At 64.1% G+C, this 23,368-nt stretch carries 25 protein-coding genes and 2 tRNA genes; 26 read left to right on the forward strand and 1 reads right to left on the reverse strand.

The features are described 5' to 3' along the window. Window positions 1-3 precede the first annotated feature (3 nt). The 26 genes from ACUH78_RS00940 (at window position 4) to rpoS (ending at window position 22,531) form a co-directional block, all read left to right on the forward strand. Window positions 4-891 carry a prephenate dehydrogenase gene (locus tag ACUH78_RS00940; RefSeq protein WP_445332501.1) on the forward strand — a complete coding sequence of 296 codons (888 nt, stop codon included), beginning with the start codon at window positions 4-6 and terminating at the stop codon, window positions 889-891. 52 nt (window positions 892-943) lie between these two features. After that, a complete protein-coding gene (locus ACUH78_RS00945; RefSeq protein ID WP_445332500.1) occupies window positions 944-2,893 on the forward strand; it encodes a bifunctional 3-phosphoshikimate 1-carboxyvinyltransferase/cytidylate kinase in 1,950 nt (649 codons plus the stop codon). Between the two features lie 103 nt (window positions 2,894-2,996). Continuing rightward, on the forward strand, window positions 2,997-4,700 hold the full coding sequence (gene rpsA / locus ACUH78_RS00950) for a 30S ribosomal protein S1 (RefSeq protein WP_418363021.1): 1,704 nt from the start codon (window positions 2,997-2,999) through the stop codon (window positions 4,698-4,700). An 11-nt stretch (window positions 4,701-4,711) separates the two neighbouring features. Then, a complete protein-coding gene (locus tag ACUH78_RS00955; protein WP_418363020.1) occupies window positions 4,712-4,999 on the forward strand; it encodes an integration host factor subunit beta in 288 nt (95 codons plus the stop codon). An 87-nt stretch (window positions 5,000-5,086) separates the two neighbouring features. Further along, window positions 5,087-5,395, forward strand: a complete 309-nt coding sequence (locus ACUH78_RS00960; RefSeq protein WP_418363019.1) for a LapA family protein — start codon at window positions 5,087-5,089, stop codon at window positions 5,393-5,395. Between the two features lie 7 nt (window positions 5,396-5,402). Beyond that, window positions 5,403-6,578: a lipopolysaccharide assembly protein LapB gene (gene lapB, locus ACUH78_RS00965; protein WP_435750353.1), complete on the forward strand. Its 1,176-nt coding sequence runs from the start codon at window positions 5,403-5,405 to the stop codon at window positions 6,576-6,578. 67 nt (window positions 6,579-6,645) lie between these two features. Continuing rightward, window positions 6,646-7,536 (forward strand): cysteine synthase CysM, encoded by an 891-nt coding sequence (cysM, locus tag ACUH78_RS00970; protein WP_418363017.1) that lies wholly within the window; start codon window positions 6,646-6,648, stop codon window positions 7,534-7,536. 25 nt (window positions 7,537-7,561) lie between these two features. Further along, window positions 7,562-9,577: a hypothetical protein gene (locus ACUH78_RS00975; protein WP_445332499.1), complete on the forward strand. Its 2,016-nt coding sequence runs from the start codon at window positions 7,562-7,564 to the stop codon at window positions 9,575-9,577. Window positions 9,578-9,600: 23 nt separating this feature from the next. Then, window positions 9,601-9,795 (forward strand): hypothetical protein, encoded by a 195-nt coding sequence (locus tag ACUH78_RS00980; RefSeq protein WP_445332498.1) that lies wholly within the window; start codon window positions 9,601-9,603, stop codon window positions 9,793-9,795. Continuing rightward, window positions 9,792-10,220, forward strand: a complete 429-nt coding sequence (locus ACUH78_RS00985) for a YdbL family probable chaperone protein (protein WP_418363014.1) — start codon at window positions 9,792-9,794, stop codon at window positions 10,218-10,220. Before ACUH78_RS00980 ends, ACUH78_RS00985 begins: the two co-directional genes overlap by 4 nt. Further along, window positions 10,220-11,026, forward strand: coding sequence for a 3'-5' exonuclease (locus ACUH78_RS00990; RefSeq protein ID WP_435750347.1), 807 nt, complete (start codon window positions 10,220-10,222; stop codon window positions 11,024-11,026). The genes ACUH78_RS00985 and ACUH78_RS00990 overlap by 1 nt, the downstream gene beginning before the upstream one ends. 25 nt (window positions 11,027-11,051) lie before the next feature. After that, window positions 11,052-11,294, forward strand: a complete 243-nt coding sequence (locus ACUH78_RS00995; RefSeq protein ID WP_418363012.1) for a GlsB/YeaQ/YmgE family stress response membrane protein — start codon at window positions 11,052-11,054, stop codon at window positions 11,292-11,294. A 67-nt stretch (window positions 11,295-11,361) separates the two neighbouring features. Continuing rightward, window positions 11,362-11,438, forward strand: a tRNA-Val gene (locus tag ACUH78_RS01000). Between the two features lie 182 nt (window positions 11,439-11,620). After that, window positions 11,621-13,540, forward strand: coding sequence for a threonine--tRNA ligase (gene thrS, locus ACUH78_RS01005; RefSeq protein ID WP_418363011.1), 1,920 nt, complete (start codon window positions 11,621-11,623; stop codon window positions 13,538-13,540). A 28-nt stretch (window positions 13,541-13,568) separates the two neighbouring features. Then, on the forward strand, window positions 13,569-14,090 hold the full coding sequence (gene infC, locus ACUH78_RS01010) for a translation initiation factor IF-3 (protein ID WP_418363350.1): 522 nt from the start codon (window positions 13,569-13,571) through the stop codon (window positions 14,088-14,090). A gap of 140 nt (window positions 14,091-14,230) precedes the next feature. Continuing rightward, window positions 14,231-14,428: a 50S ribosomal protein L35 gene (rpmI, locus tag ACUH78_RS01015; protein ID WP_004299086.1), complete on the forward strand. Its 198-nt coding sequence runs from the start codon at window positions 14,231-14,233 to the stop codon at window positions 14,426-14,428. A gap of 12 nt (window positions 14,429-14,440) precedes the next feature. Continuing rightward, on the forward strand, window positions 14,441-14,800 hold the full coding sequence (rplT, locus tag ACUH78_RS01020) for a 50S ribosomal protein L20 (RefSeq protein WP_320364630.1): 360 nt from the start codon (window positions 14,441-14,443) through the stop codon (window positions 14,798-14,800). Between the two features lie 134 nt (window positions 14,801-14,934). After that, entirely contained in the window at window positions 14,935-15,966 is a 1,032-nt protein-coding gene (pheS, locus tag ACUH78_RS01025; protein ID WP_418363010.1) for a phenylalanine--tRNA ligase subunit alpha, read from the forward strand. A 50-nt stretch (window positions 15,967-16,016) separates the two neighbouring features. Beyond that, the gene (gene pheT / locus ACUH78_RS01030) at window positions 16,017-18,407 is read left to right on the forward strand and encodes a phenylalanine--tRNA ligase subunit beta (RefSeq protein ID WP_418363009.1); all 2,391 of its coding nucleotides are present in this window, start codon (window positions 16,017-16,019) and stop codon (window positions 18,405-18,407) included. 1 nt (window position 18,408) lies between these two features. Continuing rightward, entirely contained in the window at window positions 18,409-18,714 is a 306-nt protein-coding gene (locus ACUH78_RS01035; RefSeq protein WP_418363008.1) for an integration host factor subunit alpha, read from the forward strand. Beyond that, window positions 18,695-19,075 (forward strand): MerR family transcriptional regulator, encoded by a 381-nt coding sequence (locus tag ACUH78_RS01040; protein WP_418363007.1) that lies wholly within the window; start codon window positions 18,695-18,697, stop codon window positions 19,073-19,075. The genes ACUH78_RS01035 and ACUH78_RS01040 overlap by 20 nt, the downstream gene beginning before the upstream one ends. Window positions 19,076-19,135: 60 nt before the next feature. Continuing rightward, a tRNA-Pro gene (locus ACUH78_RS01045) sits at window positions 19,136-19,212 on the forward strand. A gap of 118 nt (window positions 19,213-19,330) precedes the next feature. Then, window positions 19,331-20,074, forward strand: coding sequence for a 5'/3'-nucleotidase SurE (surE, locus tag ACUH78_RS01050; RefSeq protein ID WP_418363006.1), 744 nt, complete (start codon window positions 19,331-19,333; stop codon window positions 20,072-20,074). Further along, complete coding sequence (locus tag ACUH78_RS01055) at window positions 20,074-20,724, forward strand: protein-L-isoaspartate(D-aspartate) O-methyltransferase (protein ID WP_418363005.1); 651 nt, start codon at window positions 20,074-20,076, stop codon at window positions 20,722-20,724. The genes surE and ACUH78_RS01055 overlap by 1 nt, the downstream gene beginning before the upstream one ends. Before the next feature lie 16 nt (window positions 20,725-20,740). Next, window positions 20,741-21,583 (forward strand): peptidoglycan DD-metalloendopeptidase family protein, encoded by an 843-nt coding sequence (locus ACUH78_RS01060; protein WP_418363004.1) that lies wholly within the window; start codon window positions 20,741-20,743, stop codon window positions 21,581-21,583. Between the two features lie 12 nt (window positions 21,584-21,595). Beyond that, window positions 21,596-22,531 (forward strand): RNA polymerase sigma factor RpoS, encoded by a 936-nt coding sequence (gene rpoS / locus ACUH78_RS01065; protein WP_418363003.1) that lies wholly within the window; start codon window positions 21,596-21,598, stop codon window positions 22,529-22,531. A gap of 47 nt (window positions 22,532-22,578) precedes the next feature. Here the strand turns inward: rpoS and ACUH78_RS01070 are convergent, their stop codons facing one another. Next, window positions 22,579-23,358 (reverse strand): DUF2189 domain-containing protein, encoded by a 780-nt coding sequence (locus ACUH78_RS01070; protein ID WP_445332497.1) that lies wholly within the window; start codon window positions 23,356-23,358, stop codon window positions 22,579-22,581. Between the last annotated feature and the right edge of the window lie 10 nt (window positions 23,359-23,368).

Below are 23,368 nucleotides of genomic sequence, written 5' to 3' on the forward strand. Positions count from 1 at the left end.
GGAATGGCTCTGATCGGCAAGCTCGTCGTCTGCGGCGTCGGCCTCATTGGCGGATCTTTTGCGCTTGCATTGAGGCGGGCGCAGGCGGTCGAGCGCATCGTCGGCATCGGTCGACGGCGGGAGCCTCTGGAGCGTGCGCGGGCGCTGGGCGTGATCGACGAAATCGCCGACGACTGGGCGAGCGCGCTCGATGGTGCGGACATCGTGCTGCTGGCTGCGCCGGTCGGCCAGATGGATGGTGTGATGGCGGCGATGGCACCGCATCTGCGACCCGGCACCATCGTCACTGACGCCGGCAGCACCAAGCGTGACGTCGTCGCTGCAATCGAGCGCCATCTGGGCGATGCCTTGCCCGACGTGGTGCCGGCACACCCGATCGCAGGGGCGGAAAAGAGCGGTGTCGAAGCGGCCTTTGCAGAACTCTACATGGGGCGCAAGGTCGTGCTGACGCCGCTGCCCGAGAGCCGGCCCGCCGCGGTGGAGAAGGTCCGCGCTGCCTGGGAGGCGTGTGGCGCGATGGTCGTCGGCATGACGCCGCAGGAGCACGATCGCGTTTTTGCCGCGGTCAGCCATCTGCCACACCTGCTGGCCTTCGGGCTGGTCGACGATCTCGCGGGGCGTAGCAACGCGCCGCTGCTGTTCTCTCATGCGGCCAGCGGTTTTCGCGATTTCACCCGTATAGCCGGCAGTCATCCGGAGATGTGGCGGGACATCTGCATCGCCAACCGTGTTGCACTGCTGGGGGAACTCGATGCCTACCTGGCCGAGCTTGGGCGCCTGCGCATGATGCTGGTCGAGTCCGATGGCGACGCGCTGGAGGCGGTATTCGAGCGGGCACGCACGGCTCGCAATGCCTGGGCCGAAGGTCTACCGGTGCGCAACGCCGAATGAGGGTGTGAGTGCTCCGAATTGCAGGCACGCAGGATTTCTTGTTGAGGTAAAGATGGAATTTCTCGATCTGCCCCCGATGCTGGGTGCCGCAGGCACGGTTCGCCTGCCCGGCTCGAAGAGTATCTCCAACCGTGTGCTGCTGCTCGCTGCGCTCGCCGAAGGTGAGACGGACATTCGCGATCTGCTGCTGTCCGATGACGTGGAGCGCATGCTTGAAGCGCTGCGCGCCCTTGGGGTCGAATGGCAGCGCGACGGTGACAGCCTGAACTATCGCGTATGCGGGGCGGGCGGGGCTTTTCCGGCCAAGCGTTGCGACCTCTTTCTCGGCAATGCGGGCACGGCCTTCCGGCCGCTGACGGCCGCGTTGGCGCTCTCCGGTGGCGAGTACCGCCTGTCCGGGGTGCCGCGCATGCACGAACGGCCGATCGGCGACCTGGTCGATGCGCTGCGTCAACTTGGCGCCGACATCGAGTGCACTGCGAATGAAGGCTATCCACCCCTGCATCTGAAGCCGGCGGAGATCTGCCCCGGCGGCGTGGTGAAGGTGCGGGGCGATGTGTCCAGCCAGTTCCTGACCGCCCTGCTGATGGCGCTGCCGCTCACGGGCGTCGAGACCACAATCGAGGTGGTCGGGGAGTTGATCTCGAAACCCTATATCCGTATTACGCTGGAGCTGATGGCGCGCTTCGGTGTGCAGGTGGAGCAGCAAGGCTGGGTGCGCTTCATGGTGCCAGGCGGAGCGCGCTACCGCAGTCCGGGTACGGTGTTCGTGGAAGGAGATGCCTCGTCTGCGTCCTACTTCCTCGCCGCGGGTGCCATCGGTGGCGGGCCCGTGCGGGTCGAGGGCGTGGGCCGGTCCAGCATCCAGGGCGACGTGCGTTTTGCCGAGGCGCTGGAGCAACTCGGCGCGCGCATCACCCTTGGCGAGAACTGGATCGAGGCCGCGGCCCCCGAGGGAGGCAAGTTGAATGCCTTCGACCTCGACCTCAACCATATCCCCGACGCAGCGATGACGCTGGCGGTTGCTGCGCTGTTTGCCGACGGGCCTTGCCGGCTGCGCAACATTGCCAGCTGGCGGGTCAAGGAGACCGACCGTATCGCCGCGATGGCGACCGAGCTGCGCAAGCTGGGTGCGGAGGTGGAGGAGGGCCCCGACCATCTGGTGGTGAAACGCCCGCAGCGCGTGCAGCCAGCAGCGATCGACACCTATGACGACCACCGCATGGCGATGTGCTTCTCGCTGGTGAGCCTGGGCGGGTGCCGGGTGCGGATCAACGACCCGAAGTGCGTGAACAAGACCTTTCCGGGCTATTTCGACGCCTTCGCGCAGGTCGCCCGGCCGGTGCCGGTGCTGGCCATCGACGGCCCTTCGGCATCGGGCAAGGGTACGGTCGCGGCGCGGGTGGCGGAAGCGCTCGGCTGGCACTACCTCGACAGCGGCTCGCTCTACCGCCTCGTTGCGCTGGCCGCGCTGCGCACAGGCGTTGCGCTGGAGGACGAAGCCGCAGTGGCCTCGATTGCGGCGGGACTGCCCGCGCGCTTCGAAGGAGGGCGGGTGTTGCTCGGCGAGGGGACGGACTGCGATGTCACCGATGCGATCCGCTCCGAAACCTGCTCGGTCGGGGCCTCCCGGGTGGCTGCGTTACCCGCCGTGCGTGCAGCCCTCTTCGACCGCCAGCGGGACTACCGCGTGGCCCCTGGCCTGGTCGCCGAAGGGCGCGACATGGGCTCGGTGATCTTCCCCGATGCCGGTCTCAAGGTCTTCCTGACGGCTTCTGCCGAGGCACGCGCCGAACGTCGTTATAAGCAGTTGATCGAAAAGGGATTGCCTGCTAATATGCAAAGTCTTCTGAAGGACCTGCAGGAACGGGACGCGCGTGACGCCACCCGGCCTGTCGCGCCCCTGATGAAGCTGCCGGATGCCGTGCTGCTTGACACCACCGAACGGAATGTCGAGCAAGCGGTCGGTTTCGTGCTCGATCTCGTCGCCGAGAAAGCATAGGCCGCCGGTTGAACGAAAACGCGCGGGAGCGTGGGCTCCGGCGCTTTTTTTCTTGAACCAACCATGTTTGCCGTCCCACGGCGGTGCCGGAAATCATCCCTTTATGTCCAACGCCACCCCCGCCTTCGAAGAAAGTTTTGCCGCCCTCTTCGAGGAAAGCCTTGCCACCCAGGAAATGCGCGCCGGTGAAGTCATCACCGCCGAAGTCGTGCGCATCGATCAGAACTTCGTCGTCGTCAACGCCGGTCTGAAGTCCGAAAGCTACGTGCCCATCGAGGAGTTCCGCAACGACCGCGGCGAACTCGAGGCCAACGTCGGTGATTTCGTCCACGTCGCCATCGATGCTCTGGAAGATGGTTTCGGTGAAACCCGCCTGTCGCGTGACAAGGCCAAGCGCATCGCCGCCTGGAACGATCTCGAGAAGGCGCTCAACGACGGCACGCTGGTCAAGGGCGTCATCACCGGTCGCGTCAAGGGTGGTTTGACCGTCATGACCAACAGCATCCGCGCCTTCCTGCCGGGTTCGCTGGTCGACATGCGTCCGGTCAAGGACACCACGCCGTACGAAGGCAAGGAATACGAATTCAAGGTCATCAAGCTCGACCGCAAGCGCAACAACGTGGTCGTTTCGCGCCGCGCCGTGCTGGAAGAGTCGATGGGCGAAGAGCGCGAGAAGCTGCTCTCCACCCTCAAGGAAGGCACCGTTATCAAGGGTATCGTCAAGAACATCACCGACTACGGTGCGTTCGTCGACCTGGGCGGCATCGATGGTCTGCTGCACATCACCGACCTGGCCTGGCGCCGTGTCCGTCACCCGTCCGAAGTGCTGTCGGTCGGCGATGAGATCGAAGCCAAGGTGCTCAAGTTCGACCAGGAGAAGAACCGCGTCTCGCTGGGTCTCAAGCAACTGGGCGAAGACCCGTGGGTCGGCATCTCGCGTCGTTACCCGCAGGGCACCCGCCTGTTCGGCAAGGTCACGAACATCACCGACTACGGCGCGTTCGTTGAAGTCGAGCAGGGCATCGAGGGCTTGGTCCACGTGTCCGAAATGGACTGGACCAACAAGAACATCCACCCGACCAAGGTCGTCCAGCTGGGCGACGAAGTCGAGGTGATGATCCTCGAGATCGACGAGGACCGCCGCCGCATCTCGCTGGGCATGAAGCAGTGCATGTCCAACCCGTGGGACGATTTCGCCATCAACCACAAGAAGGGCGACAAGGTCCGCGGCCAGATCAAGTCGATCACCGACTTCGGCGTGTTCATCGGCCTGGAAGGCGGCATCGATGGTCTGGTGCACCTGTCCGACCTGTCCTGGAGTGAGTCCGGCGAAGACGCCGTGCGCAGGTTCAAGAAGGGCGACGAGGTCGAGGCCGTGGTGCTGGCGATCGACGTCGAGCGCGAGCGCATCTCGCTCGGCATCAAGCAGCTCGAGGGTGACCCCTACACCAACTTCATCGCCACCCACGAGAAGAACAGCCTCGTCCGCGGCACGGTGAAGTCGGTCGAGGCGCGTGGTGCCGTGATCTCGCTGGGCGACGAAGTCGAGGGCTATCTGCGCGCTTCGGAAGCCGCTCCGCACCGCGTCGATGACCTGACCACCATGCTTAAGGAAGGTGACGAGGTCGAGGCCCTTGTGATCAACGTCGATCGCAAGAGCCGCTCGATCAGCCTGTCGATCCGCGCCAAGGATCAGGCGGAGCAGTCCGAGGCCATGAACAAGCTTGCTTCGGAGAGTGCTGCTTCGGCGGGTACGACCAACCTGGGCGCTCTGCTCAAGGCCAAGCTGAACGAGCAGAAGCAGTAATCCGACCGGTCATGACCAAATCGGAGCTGATCGTCCGGCTGGCGGAGCGTTTTCCCCAACTGGTCGCCAAGGACGCCGATTACGCGGTCAAGATGATTCTCGATGCGATGACCGATGCGCTTGCGCGCGGTGATCGCATCGAAATCCGCGGGTTTGGTAGCTTTGCGCTGAACTATCGTCCGCCCCGTACGGGGCGCAATCCGAAATCCGGCGAGAAGGTCCATGTGCCGGAAAAATACGTTCCGCACTTCAAGGCGGGCAAGGAATTGCGCGAAAGGGTGGACGTCGGCGGAAATTGACCGCGCGGCGATCGGTTTTACAGGCAATAATGAGGGGCGACCGAGGTCGCCTTCTTTTTTGTTCATCGCTCGGGGATAATGCCGGCCATGCGCGCAATCATCTGGTTCATCCGCCTGCTGCTGTTCTTTCTGCTGTTCGGGTTCGCGATCAAGAACGACCATCTGGTCACGCTGAACTTCTTCTTCGGCAACCAGTGGCAGTTGCCTCTCGTATTCGTGATTCTGGTGAGCTTTGCGGCCGGCGCCTTGATGGGTGTGACGGCAACGCTTGCATCGCTCGTGCGCCAGCGCCGCGAGATTTCCCGGCTGCGCCGCCAACTCGAACTGGCGGAGCGCTCGAAGGCTTCCACCGAGGTCGTTGTCTCCGGCGCACAAGCCCAGACACCGGTGCCCTGATCGCAGCATGGAAATCGAACTCTGGTGGTTGCTTGCGCTGCCGCTGTTCTTCGGTCTCGGCTGGCTCGCGGCACGGATCGACATCCGCCAGGTGGTGCAGGAGTCCCGAGCGCTACCGCGCTCCTATCTAAGCGGGCTGAACTTCTTGCTCAACGAGCAGCCGGACAAGGCGATCGACGCCTTCGTCGAGGCGGTCCGCATCGACCCGCAGACGGTCGAGCTCCACTTCGCTCTCGGTAGCCTCTTTCGCCGCCGAGGGGAGACTGACCGCGCGATACGCATCCACCAGTTGCTTGTGGATCGCGAGGACATCAGCGAGGAGCACCGCCTGCAGGCGCTTGGCGAACTCGGCCAGGACTTCCTCAAGGCCGGTCTGCTCGATCGTGCGGAAGCGGCCTTTTTGCGCCTGCGCGAGACGCGTGCAAACGACGTCGCCCTGCGCTACCTGCTCGAGATCTACCAGCAGGAGAAGGACTGGGCAAAAGCGATCGAAGTCGCGCGGGCCCTGCCCGAGCATGAAGGCGTGATGTGGCGCAGCGAAATGGCGAACTTCCACTGCGAGCTCGCCGCAAACGCCATGGCGAATTCGCGTTTCGAGGACGCTCGGCGCCACCTCGAGGACGCCTTCGCCGTCAATCGACAGAGCGTGCGCGCGAGCATTCTGCTCGGCGACCTCCACGCGGCGCAGGGGCGGGATGCGGAGGCGCTCGAGGCCTGGAAGCGTATCGAGAATCAGAGCCCCGTCTACCTCTCGCTGGTTGCCGAGCGCATCATGGACGCCTACGGCAGGCTGGGGCGGTTAGGCGAGGGTCATCAGCTTCTGCGCGCCTGGCTTGCCGCGCACCCCTCGCTCGATCTGCTCGACGAGCTTTTCCATTGGGAACTGGAGCGTGAAGGGCCCAGGGCGGCGTATGAACTCGTGCGCGAGGAATTGCGCCGCAACCCGACCCTGCTCGGGCTCGACAAGCTGCTTGAGGCGGCGGTCCTTGCGGCACCTGCCGAGCAGCGCAGCGACATCGAACTCGTCAAGCAACTCATCCATGGCCACACCCGCCGGGTCGCACGCTATTGCTGCGACGCTTGCGGTTTCAAGGCGCGCCAGTTCCATTGGCGATGCCCAGCCTGCGGTGGCTGGGAAACCTATCCACCCCGGCGCACCGAAGAGTTCGACCTGACGCCTTGAAGCGCGGCGAACCCGGTGGGCCTGTCGGGCGATCTCGCGCCGACGAACTCCACTCGACAGGGCAAAAATGGAATTCAGGACGCTGGAAGATTACGTCGGGCACACGCCGCTGGTGCGTCTCAAGCGCATCAACGCAGGACGCAACAATGTGATCCTGGCCAAGCTGGAAGGAAACAACCCTGCCGGCTCGGTCAAGGATCGCCCCGCACTTTCCATGGTGATGCGTGCGGAAGCGCGCGGGGTGATCAAGCCCGGCGATACCCTGATCGAAGCGACGAGCGGCAACACCGGCATCGCCCTCGCGATGGCAGCGGCCATGCGTGGCTATCGCATGATTCTGGTCATGCCGGAGAATCAGAGCATCGAGCGCCGCCAGACGATGCGCGCCTTCGGTGCGGAACTCGTGCTGGTTCCGGCCTCGGGTGGCATGGAAATGGCGCGCGACATCGCCGAGAGGATGCGTGACGAGGGGCGTGGCATCATCCTTGATCAGTTCGCCAATGCGGACAACCCGATCGCGCATTACGAAGGCACCGGCCCCGAGATCTGGGAGCAGACGGGTGGGCGGATCACGCACTTCATCAGCTCCATGGGGACGACGGGCACCATCATGGGGACTTCGCGTTTCCTGAAGGAACGGAATCCGGAGATCTGCATCGTGGGCTGCGAGCCTGAGCCAGGCTCGCAGATACCGGGCATCCGGAAGTGGCCCGAGGCCTACTTGCCGAAGATCTTCGAGCGTCCGCGGGTCGATCGCTTCGAGCCGGTGAGTCAGGCCGATGCGGAGGATATGACGCGACGACTCGCGCGTGAGGAAGGCATCTTTGCCGGCATTTCTTCCGGTGGTGCGATGCATGTGGCGCTTCGCCTCGCCGCCGAGGTCGAGAACGCGGTGATCGTGTCCATAGTGTGCGACCGCGGCGACCGCTATCTGTCCACAGGTGTCTTTCCGGCCTGAGCGAGCGCAGAGCGGGCGCGTGCCTGTGCGCGGCACGTGGGGTTGGCTCGCGCTGCTCGCCTGCGTGTTGTGGGCCGGCGGCGTTTGGGGTGTGCAGCGCATTGCGCTGGAGATCGGTGAGATCCGGCATCCGGTCGCCACGATGGGTGGTCTGCAACTGCGCTTCGAGGCCGATGGCACGCTGCTGCTGAGGGCGCGCAGCGCGCGGTTTGCGGGCCGTGAGTGGTCGGCGCCAACGTTGCGCTGCGCCAGCGCCCGCCTGGATGTGCAGGGTTTTCGCTGCGACGAGGGACGACTTCAGCTCGATGGAAAGGTGCTACCGCTCCGGTTTGCGGTCGAGGCAGCCTTCGAGCGTGGTGATGTCCGTGTGGTCGCCCGGCTCGGTGACGGTCTGATCGAAGCAGCGCTCGACCGCACGGGTGCGACAAGCGTGCTTTTCTCTGGTGTGGAGTTGGATGCACTGCTTGCCGTGGCTGCACCTTTCGCTGGAGCACTCCCGGTGCAGTTGAAGGGACTGAATCCGGTTGCGAAGCTGAATGGCGCGGTGGCCTGGGATCCCGCACGAAGGCGGCTGACGCTGAATGCACAACTGGAGGAGGGCGGCTTCGCATCCGCGGATGGGCTCCTTGCCGCGGAGGCGCTCGCGTTTGCGGTGCACCTGGATGCAACGGAGCAGGGCAGCGCCTGGTCCTGGTCGGTCGGTGCGCGCTGGGTGGCTGGCGCAGCCTACGTGCATCCTCTGTACCTGGAGTCCGGACCCGCACTGGAGGCTCGCGGCACGCTGCACGCAGGGAGATTGCGGGTCCATGAGGCGGTGCTCGCGGTCGACGGCGTGGAGCGTGTGCGTGCCGAGTCTGCATTTGTGTTGGATCCACCTGGGCTTGAGCGACTGGAGTTTTCCTTGCAGGGCATCGACCTCGACCGGGCGGGGAAGCGCTGGCTGGCGCCCCTGCTGTTTCCCGCGCAGGTGGACAGGTTGCGCTTCAGTGGGCGTGCAGATGTCAGGCTCGAGATGCGCGCAGGTGTTGTGGAGGGGCTGACGCTGCAGCTCGATGAGGCGGTGCTCGGGCTTCGCGGCGCCGCAGGCGGCGAAGGTGTGGGGCTTGGGCCGCTGGTTGGCGGTGGTTCCTGGTCGCGAACGCAGCCCACGGAGATGCGGGTGGCGGTCGGCGGCGGGTATTGGGAGAAGCTCGCACTCGGCGCCTTCTCTATCGAGGCGCATCTGGCGCCCGAACACGCATCCTTCGCTCGCATGGAGATCCCCCTCCTGGGTGGCGCGCTGGTCATCGACGAGTTCGGGCTCAAGCGCGGGGGCGGGCACTGGGAAGGTCGCGCGAGCGTCGTCATCGAGCCGGTTTCGATGCGCGCGCTTACCGCAGCGCTCGACCTGCCGGAAATGTCGGGCGTGCTCTCGGCATCGCTGCCGGGGGTGCGGGCGAATCCCGGGGAGATCGCGCTCGATGGGGCATTGGTGGTTTCCGTGTTCGATGGCTACCTGCAGGCGACCGGTCTGCGTCTGCTCGAGCCCTTTGGCGTGGCTTCGCACCTGAGCGCTGATATCGAGGCCCGCCATCTGGATCTGCATCAGCTCACCGAAACCTTCAGCTTCGGCAACATCACAGGCTTCGTTGACGCGGATGTGCGTGGCCTCGAGCTGGCGCGTTGGCGTCCGGTGGCCTTCGACGCGCGCATAGCCAGCAGTCCGGGCGAGTATCGACGCCGCATCAGCCAGCGTGCGGTCGAGAATATCAGCGCGCTGGGCGGTGCCGGCGCGCTGGCTGCGCTGCAGCGGGGATTGATCGGATTCTTCGACAGCTTCGGTTACCGCGAACTCGGTCTGCGCTGTGTGCTGCGCGACGGGGTTTGCGCCATGGACGGCGTGGAGGGCGTGCAGCGCAGCGACGGTGGCTTTGTGATCGTGCGCGGAGGGGGCGTCCCGGCGCTGGATGTCATCGGCTACAATCGGCGCGTGGACTGGAACGAGTTGGTCGATCGTCTGCAGCGGGTGATCGACGAAAACGTCTCGCCCGAGCTGCACTGACCCGCAACCTGCAGGACGAGCACATGAACCCCGCATCGCGCTACCTTTTTGCCGCAGCCGTCGCTTTGTCTGCGTCCGCCTGCGTCACGATCAACATCTACTTTCCGGCCGCCGCCGCTGAGAAGGCTGCCGACCGAATCATCGACGAGGTGTGGCAATTGCGTGAAGCTGCGCCCGAGGCGCCTGCAGCACCGGACACCCAGGGAGGAACGAAATGAAACCCGCATCCGTGCTCATGCATTGGCTGTTCGTCGTGATGGCAGTGCTGTCGCTCGCCGGCGCCGCGCATGCCCAGGGCAATCTGGAAATCAACACCCCGGCCATCGCGGCGCTCAAACAGTCGATGCAGCAGCGCCATGTGGGCCTTGCGCCGCTGTATGCCTCGGGAGCGGTTGGTCTCGCGGCAGACGGCAGCGTGGCGCTCCGCGACGCGGGCGGCGTTCCGCTGGCGCAGCGTGGTCAGGTGAATGCACTGATCGCCGCGGAGAATGCGGACCGGTCCGCCCTGTACCGGGAAATCGCGCGCGCCAACGGCCATCCGGAGTGGGAAGCCGATGTGCGCCGAACGTTCGCCCAGCGCTGGATCGATCGCGCCCAAGCGGGCTGGTGGGTGCAGACCGGCGGCGGGTGGGCACGCAAGTAATGCCAGTCCTGATCTTCGACATCGAGACCATTCCCGATGTGGCCGGTATTCGGGCGCTGGAGGATCTGCCGGCCGAACTGTCCGACTACGAGGTCGCCGAATGGGCGTTCCAGCAGCGGCGCGCCAGCCATGGCAACGACTTCCTGCCGCACCACTTGCAACGGGTGGTGACGATCTCGTGTGTGCTGCGTGATGCCCAGCACTTTCGTGTGTTCTCGCTCTCCGAACCGGATGCCAGCGAAGGCGAGATCATCCAGCGCTTTTTCGACGGCATCGAACGATACTCGCCGCAGATCGTTTCCTGGAACGGTGGCGGCTTCGATCTGCCGGTGCTGCATTACCGCGGCATGATGCATGGTGTGTCCGCCCCGCGATACTGGGATCAGGGTGAGGGCGACTATCACGACTCACGCGATTTCAAGTGGAACAACTACATCAGCCGCTATCACAGCCGTCATCTCGACCTGATGGACCTGCTGGCGATGTATCAGCCGCGCGCGAACGCGCCCCTCGACGACCTCGCCAAGCTCATGGGCTACCCTGGCAAGCTCGGCATGGACGGCTCAGCGGTTTGGCAGGCGTGGCAGGAGGGGCGGATCGCGGAGATCCGCGACTACTGTGAAACCGACGTGGTCAATACTTATCTGGTATACCTGCGCTTCGAGCGCATGCGCGGGCACCTCGATGCCCCATCCTGGGCGGCGGAAAAGCGGGTTGTGCGAGAGGCGTTGAGCCGGCTGGAAGCGCCCCACTGGAAGGCGTTCCTGGAAGCCTGGCCGGCCGAAGATGCGGCCGGCGCAGCGTAGATCGAGTCAAGAAGGAGAAAATCTCATGGGCATCCTCTATACCATCCTCATCGGTCTCATCGTTGGCTTGGTCGCACGCCTGCTGCATCCGGGCAAGGATGGGCTGGGGCTCATCATGACCGCCTTGCTCGGCATTGCCGGTTCGCTTGTGGCGACCTATGGCGGTCAGGCCCTGGGCATCTACCATGCCGGCGAAGGTGCCGGCTTCATTGGTGCTGTCGTCGGCGCGTTCGTGATTCTGTTTGCGGTGACGCGCCTGAAGAAATGAAACGTGCGGTGCACTGCAAAAAGTCTTTGACAAGATTTTTGCAGTGCCTATAATGCGGGACTTCAGCAGGCGCGTAGCTCAGTTGGTTAGAGCACCACCTTGACATGGTGGGGGTCGTTGGTTCGAATCCAATCGCGCCTACCAAGATTCAGGAGTTGATCAATATGTTCCGAACTACCACTTCGGCGGGATACTGAACAGGTCGGCTCCGCTTGTCTGCTAAAAGAGAAAAAAGCGCGCCAGACCGCGCTTTTTTTTCGTCCACGTTTTTTATGCCCGTCCTGCGCGCCGCGCGCGCAGGACGTCATCAGCCCGAGGCCATAGTCATGCCCAACATCACGCTCCCCGACGGTTCCGTGCGTAGCTTCGATCATGCGGTTACCGTGGCCGAGGTCGCGGCCTCGATCGGTGCCGGCCTGGCCAAGGCCGCCCTGGCTGGTCGCGTTGGCGACCGGCTCGTCGATCTTTCCCATCGGCTCGAGACCGATGCAGATCTCGCCATCGTTACCGACAAGACACCCGAGGGGCTCGAGATCATCCGGCACTCGACGGCGCATCTGCTCGCGCATGCGGTCAAGGAACTGTTCCCCGATGCACAGGTGACGATCGGGCCAGTGATCGAGAACGGCTTCTACTACGATTTTTCCTACAAACGCCCCTTCACGCCCGACGACCTCGCAGCAATCGAGGCACGCATGGCTGAGATTGCGAAGCGCGAGATCACGGTGCATCGCGAGGTCTGGCCGCGCGACAAGGCGGTCGCATTCTTCAAGGACATCGGGGAGCATTACAAGGCCGAGATCATCGCGTCGATCCCGGCTGGCGAAGACGTTTCGCTCTACCGTCAGGGGGACTTCATCGACCTTTGTCGCGGTCCGCACGTACCCTCGACCGGCAAGCTCAAGGTGTTCAAGCTCACCAAGCTCGCCGGCGCCTACTGGCGTGGTGACTCCAAGAACGAGATGCTGCAGCGCATCTATGGCACGGCGTGGGCGAAGAAGGACGAGCTCGACGGCTACCTGCACATGCTCGAGGAAGCCGAGAAGCGTGACCACCGCAAGCTGGGTCAGCAGCTCGACTTCTTCCACTTCCAGGACGAGGCGCCGGGCGCAGTGTTCTGGCATCCGAAGGGCTGGCGCCTGTTCAACACGCTGATCGACTACATGCGGGACCGTCAGGAAGAGGCGGGCTACGTCGAGGTCAATACGCCGGACGTGATGGACCGTGCGCTGTGGGAAACCTCCGGCCACTGGCAGAACTACCGCCAGAACATGTTCACCACCACGACCGAGGACGAGCGGGTCTTCGCGCTGAAACCGATGAACTGTCCCGGTGCGGTGTCGATGTTCGCTCAGGGGCTGAAGAGCTACCGCGACCTGCCGCTGCGCATGGCCGAATTCGGCAAGGTGCACCGCTACGAGCCTTCGGGCGCGCTGCACGGCCTGCTGCGCGTGCGCCACTTCACTCAGGACGACGCGCACATCTTCTGTACCGAGGCGCAGATGGAGCAGGAGTGCAAGGATGTCGTGCGCCTGATCCTCGACATCTACAAGGACTTCGGCTTCGACAACGTGCGCATCAAGCTGTCTACACGCCCGGAGAACCGGATCGGCACGGACGAGACCTGGGACAAGCTCGAAGGTGCGCTGGCATCGGCGCTCGAACACATGGACATGGCCTACGAGCTGTTCCCGGGCGAGGGCGCCTTCTATGGTCCCAAGCTCGAGTTCGTGCTGCGCGACACGATCGGCCGTGACTGGCAGTGCGGCACGCTGCAGGTCGACATGAATCTGCCCGAGCGCTTCGACATCTCTTACGTGGCCGAGGATAACGCGCGCAAGCGCCCGGTCATGCTGCATCGCGCCTTGTTCGGTTCGCTGGAGCGCTTCACCGGCATTTTGATCGAACATTACGCGGGCGCGATGCCGATGTGGCTCGCGCCGCAGCATGCTGCGGTGATGAACATCTCGGAGGGGCAGGCGGACTATGCTGCGGAAGTGGCGACCAAGCTGAAGAAGGCGGGTTTTCGTGTCGAGGCTGATTTGCGCAACGAGAAGATTAACTATAAAATCCGCGAACATAGCGTGCAGAAGCTGCCTTACCTGCTCGTGATTGGTGAGAAGGAAAAGGCGGCGGGCCTGGTGGCCGTGCGTGCCCGAGGTGGCCAGGATCTTGGCCAAATGTCCCTCGATTCGCTGATCGAACGCTGGCGTCGCGAAGAAGAAGCGAAGGCCGGTTCGGTCTGATTTTGTGGTTTTCGTGGAGAGTTGAACCATCGCTCAAGAAAAAAAACAGCGCGTAAATAGGGAGATCAACGCGCCCGAGCTCCGGCTGGTTGGCGAAGAAGGCGAGCAGCTCGGAATCGTGTCCCTGAACGCAGCCCTGAACATGGCCGAAGAGGCTGGGCTGGATCTGGTCGAAATCGCTCCGATGGCTGCACCGCCGGTCGCCAAGCTGATGGATTTCGGCAAGTTCAAGTATCAGGAACAGAAGAAGGCCCACGAAGCCCGACTCAAGCAGAAACAGGTGCAGGTGAAGGAGGTCAAGCTCCGCCCGGGTACCGACGAGAACGACTACCAGATCAAGCTGCGCAACCTCAAGCGCTTCCTGGAAGAAGGCGACAAGTGCAAGGTCACCTTGCGCTTCCGCGGACGTGAGATGGCACACCAGGAGTTCGGTCTGCGTCAGCTGGAGCGTGTGAAGGCCGACCTGGAAGAACTCGGTCAGGTCGAACAGATGCCCAAGATGGAAGGGCGTCAGATGATCATGGTCATCGCGCCGAAGAAGAAGATCTGAGCTGTACAGAATTTGCCTCGAAAGGGGCAAGACCGTCGGGTGGCGTGAGCTGCCGGGCGGAAAACAAGTGGTGCCGGGTAACAAAATGCGCCGGATGTCGGCGCTACCTGGTGTCATCCAAAAACATTGGAGTATCCGTAATGCCCAAGATGAAGACCAAGAGCGGAGCGAAGAAGCGCTTCAAGGTCCGCTCCAGCGGCGGGATCAAGCGGTCCCAGGCGTTCAAGCGCCACATCCTGACCAAGAAGACGACGAAGGTGAAGCGTCACCTGCGCGGCATGACCGAAGTGCATGCGGCAGATGAAAAGCTGATCCGCGCCATGCTTCCGTACGCTTGATAGGAGACCGCAATGCCTCGCGTTAAACGTGGTGTAACCGCCCGCGCTCGTCACAAGAAAGTCCTTTCCCAGGCCAAGGGGTATCGCGGCCGTCGCAAGAACGTCTATCGCATCGCCAAGCAGGCGGTGATGAAGGCGGGTCAATATGCCTACCGCGACCGCCGTCAGCGCAAGCGCCAGTTCCGTACCCTGTGGATTGCGCGTATCAACGCCGCCGCGCGCGAACTGGGGCTGACCTATAGCACCTTCATGAACGGCCTGAAGAAGGCTGCGATCGAGATCGACCGCAAGGTGCTGGCCGACCTGGCCGTGTTCGACAAGCCGGCTTTTGCCGCAATTGCCGAGCAGGCCCGGGCCAAACTCGCTGCGTAAGTCTTCGCAGCTCGAAAAAAGGAGGCCTGGCCTCCTTTTTTTTTCTGAGCCGTTGTCTTTCGAACCACCGAATTCCCGATGCGTGGCCGCAGCTTGGCCCCATCCGCAACACCGTACTCCGCCAGGGCAGGGACATGGAACAGCTCGATCAACTGGTACGACAGGCCGCAGCCGATTTTGCCGCTGCCGCCGACAGCGCGCAGCTCGAACAGGCGAAGGCGCGCTACCTGGGCAAGGCCGGGGCGCTCACCGAACGCCTGAAATCGCTCGGAAAACTCGAGCCGGACGCGCGCCGTGAAGCCGGTGCCGCCATCAATGCCGCCAAGACGGCGGTGGAGGCCGAACTGGAGGCGCGGCGAAATGCCCTGCGTGAGGCATCGCTGCATGCGCAGCTCGCCGCCGAGGCGCTCGACGTCACGCTTCCCGGACGAGGCGGGGTACAGGGCGGCCTGCATCCGGTCAGCCGCACGCTTGAGCGGATCGAGCAGCTTTTCGGCTCGATCGGCTTCGTCGTTGCGGATGGCCCCGAGATCGAAACCGACTGGCACAACTTCACCGCACTCAATACGCCGGAGAATCACCCCGCGCGCTCGATGCACGACACCTTCTACCTCGAAGGGCGTGAGGATGTGCTGCTGCGCACCCACACCAGCCCCGTGCAGGTGCGCGCGATGCTGGCCCATGTCGAGCGCCACCGCGCTTCCGACGCCATGCCGGATCTGCGCATCATTGCTCCGGGGCGCGTATTCCGGGTCGACTCCGATGCCACCCATTCGCCGATGTTCCATCAGGTTGAAGGCCTGTGGGTTGGCGAGACGGTCAGCTTTGCCGACCTAAAGGGGGTGATCGCCGATTTCCTGCGTCGTTTCTTCGAGACCGATGACCTGCAGGTCCGCTTCCGTCCCTCCTTCTTCCCGTTCACGGAGCCTTCGGCCGAGATCGACGTGGCCTTCATGAGCGGCGCGCTCAAGGGGCGCTGGCTCGAGATCGCCGGCTGTGGCGTCGTTCATCCGAACGTGCTGCGTTTCGGTGGCATCGACCCCGAGCGCTATACCGGCTTCGCTTTCGGCATGGGGCCGGACCGCCTCACCATGCTGCGGTATGGCGTGAACGACCTGCGCCTGTTCTTTGAAGGTGATCTGCGCTTCCTGAGCCAGTTCCGCTGAGTACGGGTGCTCACACCTCGCCCCCCCCACGCAATCCGGGTAATCGAATCATGCAATTCTCAGAACAGTGGCTGCGGACCTTCGTCGATCCGCAACTGGACAGTGCCGGACTCGGCCATCTGCTGACCATGGCTGGTCTCGAGGTGGAAGAAGCCGACCCTGCCGCACCTGCCTTCAGCGGGGTGGTGGTCGCGCAGATCGTCGAAGCGGATAAGCACCCCAACGCCGACAAGCTCAAGCTCTGCAAGGTGGATGCGGGCAGCGGCGAGTTGCTGCAGATCGTCTGCGGCGCACCCAATGCCGCGGTCGGAATGAAGGTGCCTTGCGCCGTGGTCGGCGCGACGCTCCCCGGCGATTTCGAGATCAAGAAGGCCAAGCTGCGCGGCGTCGAGTCCTTCGGCATGCTGTGCTCCGCACGCGAACTCGGCCTTTCGGAAGATCACGGCGGCTTGCACGTCTTGCCCGAAGATGCGCCGATCGGTACCGACATTCGCGAATACCTCGGCTTGAACGACACCCTGTTCACGATCAAGCTCACGCCCAACCGTGCGGATTGCCTGAGTCTCACCGGGGTCGCGCGCGAAGTCGCGGCGATCACCGGCAGTGCGCTCCGGCTGGAGCCTGTCGAGGCTGTTCCGGCGCGCGGCGAAGCGACGCGCGCCATCGTGCTCGACGCCCCGCAGGCCTGCCCGCGTTATTGCGGCCGTGTGCTGTCCGGGGTGAACGCCGAGGCGCCCACGCCCGAATGGATGGTGCGCCGGCTGGTGCGCAGCGGCATCCGCTCGATCAGCGCGCTGGTCGACATCACCAACTACGTCATGCTCGAGCTTGGCCAGCCCCTGCACGCCTTCGACAACACGAAACTGCACGGCGCCATCCACGTCCGCCTGCCGCGAAGCGGAGAACAGGTGCTGCTGCTCAACGAGCAGAGCGTGACCCCGACCGCCGACACGCTGCTGATCGCTGACGAGGCGCGCGCCCTGGCGCTTGCCGGGATCATGGGTGGTGAAGACAGTGGAGTGACGCCGGAGACCACCGAGATTTTCCTGGAGAGCGCCTTCTTCGCGCCCGACGCGATCGCCGGTCGTGCGCGCAGCTACGGCTTTTCCTCGGATGCTTCTCACCGTTTCGAGCGCGGGGTGGACCCTGAACTCGCCCGCACCGCGCTTGAGCGCGCCACGCGCCTGGTGCTCGACATCTGCGGGGGTGACGCCGGGCCGGTGGTGGAGGCGGTCGCCGCGCAGGATCTGCCGCAGCGCAGGCCGGTGCGGCTGCGTCCGGCGCGCGCGCGACGCGTGCTCGGCATTGGGCTCGAAGATGACGCGATGCTCGCGCTGCTGCAGCGCGTGCACCTGCGGGTCGAGCGCGAAGGCGACGATTTCGTGGTGACTCCGCCATCGTGGCGTTTCGACATCGAGATCGAGGAAGACCTGGTCGAGGAGATCGCCCGCCTCTACGGCTATGACAACATCCCGGCGGTGGCGCCCCAGGGCAGCCTGATGATGCTGCCCAGCACCGAGCGCGCCCGCCCGGTGTGGGCGGTGCGGCGCTTGCTTGCCGCGCGAGGCTACCAGGAGGTCGTCAACTTCGCCTTCGTCGAGGAGGCCTGGGAGCGCGACTTCTGCGCCAACCAGGACCCCATCCGCCTTGCAAACCCGATCGCAAGCCAGCTCAGTGTGATGCGTTCGAGCCTGATCCCCGGGCTGGTGGGAAGCCTTGTGACCAACCGCAAGCGCCAGATCGACCGTGTACGTGTGTTCGAGGTGGCGCGCGTGTTCGAGCGCAAGGCCGATGGCGAGCCCGTGAGCGGTTTCCAGCAGCGGATGAAGGTTTCCGCGCTGGCTGCGGGTCCGGCGTTGCCCGAACAGTGGGGCGAGCGTGCCCGCAGCGTCGATTTCTATGACATCAAGGGCGACCTCGAGGCCTTGCTCGCGCCGCGCGTGCCGAGCTTCACGCCTGTCTCGCATCCGGCTCTTCACCCCGGGCGTGCAGCCACGGTGTGGCTCGACGGTCATGTGGTCGGTGTGGTTGGTGAAATCCACCCGGTGTGGGTGCAGCGCTACGAACTGGGCAGTGCGCCAGTGGTCTTCGAGATCGAACTGGATGCCGTGCTCGCCGGCCGTGTGCCGGCCTATGCAGAGGTTTCCCGCATGCCTGCAGTACGCAGGGATCTCGCCCTCGTGATCGGGGTCGAGGTTCCGGTCGAGCGGGTGCTCGAGGTGTTGCGTGCCGCTGCGCCCGAGCAGGTCCGCGAGATCGCCCTGTTCGACGTCTATCATGGCAAGGGCATCGATCCGGACAAGAAGAGCCTTGCCTTCCGGATATCGATGCAAGATACTCATCGCACGCTCGAAGACGCCGAAGTGGATTCGGCCATCGATTCGCTCGTCAGGCAGGCCGAGGCACAGCTTGGCGCCCGCCTGCGTGGCACGGGGGGGTGACATGACCCTGACCAAGGCGGAACTCGCCGATCTGCTGTTCGAACAGGTCGGCCTGAACAAGCGTGAGGCCAAGGACATGGTCGAGGGCTTCTTCGAGGAAATCCGGACTGCTCTGGAGCGCGGCGACAGCGTCAAGCTGTCGGGCTTCGGCAACTTCCAGTTGCGCGACAAGCCTCAGCGCCCCGGGCGCAATCCCAAGACGGGCGAGGAAATTCCGATCACCGCGCGGCGTGTGGTCACTTTCCATGCCAGCCAGAAACTCAAGGCCGCGGTGGAGCGACTCAGCGATGCAAGCAAGCAGCCCTGAAATTCAGGATCAGGAACTGCCGCCGATTCCGGCAAAGCGCTATTTCACGATCGGAGAGGTGAGCGATCTGTGCTGCGTGAAGCCCCATGTGCTGCGTTACTGGGAGCAGGAATTCACCCAGCTGAAGCCCGTTAAGCGCGGTGGCAACCGGCGCTACTACCAGCATCACGAGGTGCTGCTGATCCGGCGTATCCGCCACCTGCTGTACCAGGAAGGCTTCACGATCTCTGGTGCACGCAACCGCCTCGGCGAATCGGCGATTCACGCTCAGGAAAGCGAGCTTGAGCTCGAGCGTTACAAGGCTTTGGTGCGGGATTTGCGGGTTGAAATCGTGCAGACGCTCGACCGCTTGCGTAACTGAAGCGTTTTTTCACGTAGAACTGGTAAATCTGGAAACCGCTGCTATAATGGCGGCTTGTGTCGGGGCGTAGCGCAGCCTGGTAGCGCACTTGCATGGGGTGCAAGGGGTCGCGAGTTCGAATCCCGCCGCCCCGACCAATCGACAAAAAAACCGGCTCCGGCCGGTTTTTTGTTTTCTGCTGCGTGTCAGGCACCCTCAAGACGGTGTGCTAACATCCCGCTTCCGGCCGTGTAACGGCCCCCGCATGGATCTCGAATGCGTATCCTGGTCAGCAACGACGACGGCTATTTCGCACCGGGGATCGCGGCGCTCGCCGAAGCGCTGTCGACGCTGGGTGAGGTGACCGTGGTCGCCCCCGAGCGCGATCGCAGCGGCGCGAGCAATTCGCTCACGCTCGATCGTCCGCTGTCGCTCAAGCGAACGTCCAACGGTTTCTATCATGTGAACGGCACGCCCACCGACTGCGTGCATCTCGCCGTCACCGGTATGCTCGACCACCTGCCCGACATGGTGGTTTCGGGAATCAATCACGGCGCGAACATGGGTGACGACACCGTCTATTCGGGCACCGTGGCCGCGGCCACGGAGGGCTTTCTGCTCGGAGTGCCTTCGATCGCGGTTTCCCTGGTGAGCAAGTCGGCAACCGATTTCACGGCCGCCGCACGCGTGGCACGCGACCTTGCCGAACGCTTCATGCGCAATCCCTTTCCGCAGCCGGTTCTGCTGAATGTGAACGTGCCCGATGTGGCGTACGAGCGCCTGCGTGGCGTGCGGGTGACGCGCCTGGGCAAACGGCACAAGGCCGAGCCCGTAGTGCGTAGCCAGACCCCGCGCGGCGAGACGGTTTACTGGATCGGCGCAGCGGGTGAGGCCGCCGATGCGGGAGAGGGCACCGACTTTCACGCGGTCGCCAACGGCGCTGTTTCGGTGACGCCGCTGCAGATCGATCTCACCCATACCGGCCTGGTCGCGCCGGTCTTCGACTGGCTCAAGCTCTGATGAACAGGACTGCAGACGCCGGTCAGGCCTCGCGCGCCCGCGCACGCATGGTCGAGCGCTTGCGCACTCAGGGCATCCGCGACGAGCGGGTGCTGTCCGCCATGCAGGCGGTGCCCCGGCACGCCTTCGTCGACGAGGGGCTGGGGTTCAGCGCTTATGACGATACGCCCTTGCCGATCGGATTCCAGCAGACGATCTCTCAGCCCTATGTCGTGGCCCGCATGATCGAGTTGCTGCGTGCGGGTCGCGAGCTGGGCCGCACGCTGGAGGTCGGCGCGGGCTGCGGCTACCAAGCTGCCGTGCTGTCGCTGCTGGCGACCGAAGTCTATGCCGTCGAACGTATTCGCGGGCTGCTCGACCGGGCGCGTTCGAACCTACGTCCATTGCGCTTGCCCAATGTACGGCTGAAACTTGCCGACGGTAACCTCGGTCTTCCGGAAGCGGCTCCGTTCGACAGCATCATCGTGGCCGCTGGTGCGGCGGGCCTGCCGCCCGCGCTAAAGCAACAGCTTGCGCCCGGCGGACGGCTGATCGTTCCGGTCGGTGGCGCCGATCAGCGCCTGCTGCTGGTCGAAAGACAGGGGAATGTGTTCCGGGAAAGCTGGTTCGAAGCGGTCCGCTTCGTGCCGCTGCTCGGTGGTACGGAATGAACGACGGTATTAACTGATGCAGATACGTGCAAGCTACTTGATTCTCTCTATGGTCACACTGCTCGGCGCGGGGTGCGCCTCGCAGGTGACCGCGCCGGTGCGCGACAGCAGTGGCCTGCCTTCCGCAACGGGGCCTGCCTCTTCGCCGGTGCCTGTGACCGGCTATCATGCGGTTCGCCAGGGCGACACCCTGCTGGGTATCGCCCGGCAGTACGGCGTGACCCTGCCCGACCTGGTCGCCTGGAACGGCGTTACCGATCCGAACCAGATCCAGGTTGGGCAGATGATCCGCGTCGCGCCCCCGGGAACTGCGACGGTCGCAATTGCTGCGCCGGGCGGCGCGGTGCAAACCACGCCCGTTCCTGTGCCCGGCGGTGAGTCAGCAGCGGTGCCGATCGTGCGCGAGCCTTTGGGAGGGCGCGCGCCGCTGACCGAGCCGATGGCCCCGGTGCCTGTGCCCACAGCGCCTGCAACGCCGCAGACGGCCGCACCCAGCGGGCAGTGGAAGTGGCCTTCGGGGGGCGCCGTAATCGCCGGATTCAACGAAGCCTCGAACAAGGGGCTGGACATCGGTGGGCAGGTCGGGGATCCGGTCTATGCAGCTGCGCCCGGCAAGGTCGTCTATGCAGGCAGCGGACTTCGCGGCTACGGAAAGCTGATTGTGATCAAGCATAATCAGGAGTACAACTCCGTTTACGCGCACAATGACAAATTGCTCGTGAAGGAAGACGACCAGGTCGAGCAGGGGCAGAAGATCGCAGAGCTTGGCAGTTCGGAAGCGGACCGTCCCAAGCTGCATTTCGAGATCCGCAAGCAAGGCAAGGCGGTCGACCCGTCGGGGTACTTGCCGGCACGATGACGGAGCAGGGGCATGGAAGAAGCGGGAAATCTCGATGAACTTGAGATACAGGAACCGGACCTTCCTCCTGAAGTCGAGGTTTTCGCCGCGCAGCCCCAGCCGGTCGTCGAGAATGATTTCTTCAGCGACGTCACCCAGCTCTACCTCAACGAGATCGGTGCAAACCCGCTGCTGACTGCAGAGGAAGAGCTTGCCATCGCCCGCCGTGTAAGCGCGGGCGACTTCGAGGCCCGGCAGACGATGATCGAGCGCAACCTGCGCCTGGTCGTCAATATCGCCAAGCACTACCTCAATCGCGGCATACCGCTTCTCGATCTGGTCGAGGAGGGTAATCTTGGCCTGATGCATGCGCTGGAGAAGTTCGACCCCGAGCGCGGCTTCCGTTTCTCCACGTATGCCACGTGGTGGATCCGCCAGAACATCGAGCGCGCGATCATGAACCAGTCGCGCACGATCCGGCTTCCGGTGCATGTGGTGAAGGAGCTCAACCAGGTACTGCGGGCACAGCGCAACCTCGAGGCCTGCGTGGGGAGTGATTCGACGCTCGAGACTGTCGCGAGGGAACTCGGTCGCCCGGTCGAGGATGTGCGCAGGCTTCTCGCGCTGAGCGAACACACGGCCTCGCTCGATGCGCCACTGGATATCGACCCGAGCCTTTCCATCGGCGAGTCGCTCGCCGACGACCATCAGCTCCCGGCCGATACCCAGATCCAGAACGCGGAGCTCGGCAAGCTCGTGCGCGAATGGCTCGGCATGCTGAGCGAGAAGCAGCGCATGGTCATTCGTCACCGCTACGGGATCGACGAGTGCGAGTTGCTGACACTGGAGGAGCTCGCCTCGCGCCTGGAACTCACGCGCGAGCGCGTGCGACAGATCCAGCTCGAGGCGCTTGGTCAGTTACGGCGCATCCTCAAGCGCCACGGCATCTCACGTGACGCGCTGCTGTAGGGGCGCAGGGCTGCGCCGACGGTGTCGTCCGGCTGCCCCGTTAGCGCTCAGCTGCGCTCCAGCGGGAACACGCGGAAGTAGAATTCCCTGCTCGCGTAGGCCATCACAGGCAGGGTCGCCAGCAGCAGCGGTAACACCAGCACGCTGAGCATGATCACCCCGGCGAGCACTAACGCCCAGCACATGACGACCCCGAAACGCCCGAACACCGCGCGTGCGCTTGCCACCACGCCCGAAACCAGTTGCGCCCGGCCATCGTAGATCAGCGGGATCGAGAATGCCGAAACCGTGAACAGGATGAACGCGAGCACCGCACCCATGATCGCACTCCAGGCAGCGTAATTGACCACCATGGCTTCGATGTTCAGCAGGCGCAGAAATCCGATCGGCTCGCTCCCCACCATGAAGCCGTACAGGATGCCTGCGTCGGTGATCCAGATCAGGAATAGCAGCCCGCACACGAAGGACACGACCCAGCCCCCCCGTGGCATGCGCCGAAAACCCTCCCAGATGTCGCTGAACACTGCGTGCCTGCCGTGGCGCAACTTGTCCGAAACCGCGAAGAAGCCGGCGAGCAGGATCGGTCCGACGAGCATGAAGCCGCCTGCGAGCGAGAGGCTCATCGGCGCGATCTCTCCGAACTCAAGAGCCGTGAACAGCGCAAGACCAATGGCGACGAAGAGCAGGGCGAAGCCCATGCTCAGCAAGGGAATGCTGCGGAACTGATCGAAGCCGAAGCGTAACGCGGCACCGATGTCGGAGAGCGAGATCGGGGCAGGGCGCAGGTCGGCGTCGCGCAGTTCGGAGCTGTGTTGGGGGCCGGACATGGCTGGGATC

This window comes from Thauera sp. ZXT1-4 (genome assembly GCF_052598215.2).